This is a genomic window from Streptomyces sp. NPDC037301 (assembly GCF_055602785.1).
The window spans coordinates 39380-45236 of the sequence record NZ_JBVJWD010000054.1 but is presented as its reverse complement, the minus strand read 5'-3'; the positions used below and the strand labels follow the sequence as shown (position 1 = coordinate 45236).

Below are 5857 nucleotides of genomic sequence, written 5' to 3'. Positions count from 1 at the left end.
AGCAGAAACAACCTGCCCACCCACGACCACCGACCGAAACCAGCTCACCAAACGATCAAGAGATCATCTTCAGAGCACGTCGGTGGATCGAGGCTTAGTGGTCGGCTACGGAAGTCCTCCGGAGGTTGATCAGGTTGGCGGCGAGGCGGAGGTTTTCTCTAGGCGGTCGGCGAGGGTGTGCTGGTCGAGCCGGGCCAGCAGATCGTCGAGGTGCAGTACTGCTTGGACTAGACGGTAGTGGACTACGTCGGCGACTGCTCGGGAAGCACAGGCCAGCGATCCAGGCACCCACCGGCGCCGAGCTCCTGGTGGGCAGTCAGGCGCCCTTGAGCGCGTCGCGGACGGCGTGCGGCGCAGTGCTTGACCGTCCTGAATGATCTATCCGAGGTTGTCCGTTGTCCTCCATGCCCGTGGCCCGAACGGGCCTGCACCTGGACACGGTTCGTGTCTGGCGCGGCCGCAAGCGCTCCGGGCGCCCCGCCCGCTTCACCCCCGTGCAGGTCGCCGAGGCAAAGGCGCTGGCCTGCCAGTTACCCGCCGAGACTGGCGTGCCGCTGTCGCACTGGTCCTACCCGGAGCTGGCCGCCGAGCTGACCACACGCGGGATCACCGACACCGTCTCCGCGTCCACGGTGCGCCGCTGGCTGCACGAAGACGCGCTCAAGGCGTGTTCGTGGAATCCGTCGATGTGTCGGACACGGTCGTCCGGGTCGAGGCCTGGGGGCTCCGGGAACCATCGGCCCGCGCCGTGAGCCGCTGGCTCCTGACCCACCCGTACGCCCTGGCCGAGAGCGACCGGATCCAACTCAAGGCCGTGCTGGACAACTGCCCCGAGCTGGACTCCCTCGCCAAGCACGTGTGGACCTTCGCTCACATGGTCACCGACCTGCAAGGCGGCCCACTGCCGCAGTGGATCGAATCAGCCAGAGCCTCTACCGACCTGCCCAGTCTCAGCTGGTTCGCCCAGCACCTCGAACGCGACCTTGCCGCCGTCGTCGCCGGCCTGACCCTGCCCTGGAACTCCGGTGTCGCGGAAGGCCATGTCAACCGTATCAAGATGCTCAAGCGCCAGATGTTCGGCCGCGCAGGCTTCGAACTCCTCCGAAAGCGAGTCCTGTTGGTGTGACCGAGTGTCACCGCACCACACGAAGTGGACAGGAGCCCGAAGGTCAATTACAAAGCCGCGAATGAGTCGGCGCGTCACTGCTCATCGAGGGATGCCTGCCGGGTAAGGAACTCCTCGAACGCCGCCTTCTGCTTCGGATCCATGAAGCCCTGGCGGACATTGCGGGCCTTCTCCTGGAGCCAGTGCGCCTCGTCAGGGTCCAGTAGCTCGGCGACCACCACGCCATTGCGAGCAACCGCCGTGCGCCCTCCTACGCGACGACGAAAGAGCGTGAACGCGCCGAATTCCGCTGGGTGGGCCAGTTCCGGCTCCTCCGCCACAGCCCGGTTCTCATCCCCGGCATCACTCGTCGGGTAGGCGGTGGGGGCCCGATGCTCCCAGAGCGCCAGCGTGGCCGCGGGCACTAGCACCGCGCGTTCCGCCTCTTCACGCCCCTCCCATATGAACGTGACAGTGACGGGCTCGCCGACCGCCTCGGCCAACCCGAACACCCTCTCCATCTCATCGTTGATCGGGTAACCCGCCACTACATCAACCTGAATGCCCATGGTGCCTGAGGCTACTGGCAGCTTCCGACACGCTGAACCCACAGCTCCTCCGCCTCGTCGACCACGGCGCACCAGCTGGACCGTCCGGGACCGGTGATTTCACCGACTGAGTGCCTGTCCGAGGCAGTACTGCGACGGAGAGCAACCGCTCCACACAATTTGGGCCAGAGCCATGGCCGGCTGGGACAGTGCGACCTTCTACCCCGGCCCCGTTCTACTGGAGTACCTGCCTACCGCTCCGGGCCAACGCACCCGCGATGCCAATGGCCTGGAGCGCGGCATGTGAGCAGCACACCAGCCTCGATCTGCCGACGCCGCAGGTGGCGGTTGCGGGATGACGACTGCGTTCGTCGTCCGACGGTCGTGCGGGCACACTTCATGGCCGCGCTCGCACGGCACCCGATCACTGCGGCGAATCCTGCGACAGGGCGTCGCGGAGTTGGGCCCTGGCGCTGATACCCAGCTTGGGGAAGATCTTGTGCAGGTGGTAGCCGACGGTGCGGGGTGAGAGGTACAGGCGGGCCGCGATGTCGCGGTTGGTCAGGCCCTGGGCGGCCAGTTCGGCAATCTGCCGTTCCTGCGCGGTAAGTGCGTCCGCCGCACTCGCGGCCCTCGCCGCTGCCCCCGGGACTCCTGCTGCCCGTAGTTCCGAGGCGGTGCGATCGGTCCAGGGCCGGGCGTCGAGCCGCTGGAAGCATTCCAGCGCCGCGTTGAGGTGTGGGCGTGCTTCGGTGCTGCGGCGGCGCCGGCGCAGCCACTCGCCGAAGTCGAGTTGGGTGAGCGCCTTCTCGAAAGGCCAGCAGTCGGTGGCGGAGTCGGCGAGGGCGGCGCGGAAGTGGTCCTCGGCGTCCTCGGTGTCGCTCAGCAGGGCGGTGGCTCGGTGCAGAACGGCGGCCAGCCGGGGGGACCTGTCGGATTCCAGGCTGTGCTCGACGGCCTCGACCACCGCGCGCGCGTCGTCCGTTTGTCCGGCGCGGACCGCCGCGGCGGTCAGGTCGCCCAGGTAGTAGACGGAGGCGTGGTAGTGCACGGGAGCGGGATGGAAGTCGCGGGTGAAGACCGCGCGCAGCTGCTCGTAGGCGTCGGCGTGGTCCCCGGCGACGAACGCGGCCATTCCCAGGGCGTGCCGGTGTCGGACCTGGAGGCTCAGGGACCTGCGCAGGTCCACGCCCCGTACGGCTTCCATGGCCTGCGTCCGCGCGGTCGCATGGTCGCCCCGCAGCGCGCGCAGGGTGGCCTGAAGGATGCAGGAGCCCAAGGTCACGTTGTCGGCTCCTGCCTCGGTCGCCATCCAGAACGCCTCGTCCGCCGCGTCCTGGGCCGCCGTCCAGGCACCGCTCTCGAACAGGGCGAGGGCGAGGGCCTGCGTGACGGTCGCGTTCGTGCCCGCGCTGCCGGCGCGGCGTATGAGGTCCATGGTCCGGCCGAGAAGGTGAACGGCCTGCTCGGTCTCGTCCAGGATCCAGGTCATGCCGCCGAGCGCCGTGAGGTCCCCCAGGGATTCCGGCGACATGGCGGCCAGCGCACCCTTCAACAGCCCAAGCAGCCGGGTCCGTTGGCGGTGCGGGTCGACAGCCGCTCGGGTCCAGGCGTGGGCGGCGGGATTGCCGGTTTCGTCGATCAGGGCGCTGATCCGACGCAGTTCGGCCCGGTGGAAGGCTGACCCGGAGTTGTAGACGGACGTCGCGGCCGTGCCCAGGGTGCCCGACGCCAGGTCCGGTGCCGAAGTGGCGGTGGCCTCGGCGACACCGAACAGCAGTGCCAGCGCCTTCTCGTGACAGAGCGTCACACCCAGGGACCACCCGCCCAGGAGGGAGGCCTCCGCCCGCAGCCGCGCGTCCTCGGTCAGGTCGCCGACCCGGCCGCTCAGCTCACCGACCCATTGTGGATGGCCGGCGAACATGGCGGCCTGAGCGGCCGTCAGCAGGCGCCGGGCGCGCAGCTCCGGCGTCGGGGTCAGCTCCGCGGCGCGTTCCAGCGCCGACGCGGCCGCCGCGTACCCGCCCCGGGCCCGGGCGCGCTCGGCACTCTCCGCCAGGGCGTCGGCGACCTCCGCGTCCTGACCCGTCGCCGCGGCGGCCAGGTGCCAGGCGCGGCGGTCCGGTTCCACGGTGAGAGCGGAGGCCAGCGCGAGGTGGGCCCGCCGACGCTCGGCGAAGGAAGCCGCATGGTTGATGGCCGAGCGCACCAGCGGGTGACGGAGCAGCACTTGGCCGTCCTCGATCCGTACCAGTCCGACGCGCTCCGCAGGTTCCAGCGCCTGCACGACGTCCAAGGACGGGGCGGCGCGCAGCAGGTCGGCCAGGTGTCCGGTGCCCGCTGCGGCGACCAGGAGGAGTGCCTCACGCGTGAACTCGGGCAGCCCGGGCAGGTCGGCGGCGAACAGGTTCTCCAGGCGCGCCGTGAGCGGCAGCGTGGCGCCGCCGTCCTGACCCGCGCCGGTCCGGCCTTTGGTAAGGGCCCTGGACAGCTCGATCAGGGCCAGCGGGTTGCCGGCGGCCTGCTGGAGGATCTGGGTGCGAGCCCGGCTGCGGGGCGGTTCCGACTGGGCGTCGAGCAGCAGCCCTGCCGCCGCCCGGCTCAGCGGGCCGACGCTCACCTGCGGGAAGTCCCGGTCGAAGCGGGCCGGCACGGCCTCCTCGCGGGCGGCGAGCAGCAGCACCACCGGCTTGCCCTCCAGGCGCCGGGCGAGGAAGCCCAGCACGTCCGCCGAGCCGAGATCCAGCCACTGGGCGTCGTCCACCAGCAGGAGCAGTGGCCGGCGTGCAGCGGCGTCGCCGATGAGGGCGAGCACGCCGACGCACAGCGACAACTGGTCGAGTGCCGCGTCGTCCGGCGTCGCGGTCAGCCCGAAGGCGCGGTCGAGGACTTCCCGCTGCGGGGCGGGCAATGTGTCGCCGGGAAGCAGCGGATGCAGAAGCTGATGGACACCAGCGAGTCCCAGTCCGGTCTCGCCCTCGCTGCCCCGCACGCGCAGGATCCGCAGCCCGCGGGCCCGGCCCTGCTCGGCCGTCCAGTCGACGAGGGTGCTCTTGCCCGCTCCTGGCTCACCGGTCAGCACCAGCACCTGGGAACCGGTGCTGTCCACCGCCCCGAGCAGCTCCTCAAGGCGGGACAGTTCGACGGATCTGCCCAGGATGCCCGGATCGGCAGGGTAGTCGGGCCCCACGTGCACCACGGTCGTACTCCTCCAGCCGGTGATCATGACCTCGGTCATCCTGTCAGCCTCGGCCGGCCGTTCGTGCACAAGCCGCTGCACGAGTACAAGCCGCCGCAGGACCGCCGCTCGCGGTACCGACCCCGGTCAGGACCGGAAGCGGCGGACGACCGGTCATGTGACAGAAGCGTCGCGACCTCGGTACCACGATTATTCACTCGGCCAGGGAACATGCCCACAGCCGTGGGCAGCCGAGCAGGTCCGGAGTACGTGCATGACGGTCCACCCATCCCGACCGGCGGCCGGCGAGGAAGCCGGCAGCCGGTCCTGCCGTACGGTGGCGTCGCGTCCACTGGGCCGCGACAGCGAGATCGAGCGGATCCTGCGGTGCGTGACGGGACAGCCCGGCAGTCCCCAGGCGCTGCTGCTCCTCGGGGAGGAGGGGATCGGGCGTACGACCATGCTCCGCCACGTCCGGGAGCCGGCCGCCGGCGACGGCATGCTCGTACTGTCGGCGCAGGGCTGGGCCGCCGACCATCGGCATGCCCGCGCCTGTCTGCAGCAGCTGCTGGTGCCGGTCCTGGACGAGTTGCCCGGCCTCCCCGCGGTACACGGACAGGTGTTGAGCGCCGCGCTGAACCCCGCCTCCCACGACGACGGGCCGAGCGACGGCCAGGTACAGGCCGCAGTTCTGGTGTTACTGGACCGGCTCGCCACGTCCCGGCCGGTACTGGTGTGCGTGGACGACATCCACGCCTGCGACCGTGCCTTTGTCGACGGGCTCTGCGCGGGGGTCCGGCTCCTGGCCGGCCGCCCGGTCAGGCTGTTGCTCACCGCGCGAGGCGAGGCGCCGCCGCCCACCCTGCCCCCTGGTATGGAGACCTTGCATCTGCGTCCACTGAGCACCCTCTCGGCCGCGGCGTTGCTGGCCGGACAGCCGGGGGGGGGGAGGGGGGGGGGGGGGGGGGGGAACCCGCAGGAAACAGAAAAAAAAACCCTCGACCCCAACACAACCACGCCCCCTAG

General features: G+C 70.4%; 5 protein-coding genes. 3 read left to right on the top strand and 2 right to left on the bottom strand.

Going from position 1 to position 5857, the window contains the following annotated elements:
• The first annotated feature begins 404 nt into the window (after nucleotides 1-404).
• Both ACZ7IB_RS41645 and ACZ7IB_RS41640 read left to right on the top strand, forming a co-directional pair.
• The gene (locus ACZ7IB_RS41645) at nucleotides 405-752 is read left to right on the top strand and encodes a helix-turn-helix domain-containing protein (protein ID WP_470919970.1); all 348 of its coding nucleotides are present in this window, start codon (nucleotides 405-407) and stop codon (nucleotides 750-752) included.
• Nucleotides 749-1126 (top strand): transposase, encoded by a 378-nt coding sequence (locus tag ACZ7IB_RS41640; RefSeq protein ID WP_470919968.1) that lies wholly within the window; start codon nucleotides 749-751, stop codon nucleotides 1124-1126. Before ACZ7IB_RS41645 ends, ACZ7IB_RS41640 begins: the two co-directional genes overlap by 4 nt.
• A gap of 74 nt (nucleotides 1127-1200) precedes the next feature.
• On the opposite strand, the gene ACZ7IB_RS41635 is transcribed toward ACZ7IB_RS41640, so the two are convergent.
• A complete protein-coding gene (locus ACZ7IB_RS41635) occupies nucleotides 1201-1674 on the bottom strand; it encodes a hypothetical protein (RefSeq protein ID WP_470919967.1) in 474 nt (157 codons plus the stop codon).
• Between the two features lie 403 nt (nucleotides 1675-2077).
• The gene (locus ACZ7IB_RS41630; protein WP_470919965.1) at nucleotides 2078-4891 is read right to left on the bottom strand and encodes a helix-turn-helix transcriptional regulator; all 2814 of its coding nucleotides are present in this window, start codon (nucleotides 4889-4891) and stop codon (nucleotides 2078-2080) included.
• A gap of 214 nt (nucleotides 4892-5105) precedes the next feature.
• Between ACZ7IB_RS41630 and ACZ7IB_RS41625 the strand changes: the two genes are divergently transcribed.
• Nucleotides 5106-5857, top strand: a 752-nt coding sequence (locus ACZ7IB_RS41625) for an AAA family ATPase (protein ID WP_470919964.1), incomplete at its 3' end; no start/stop codon positions are given.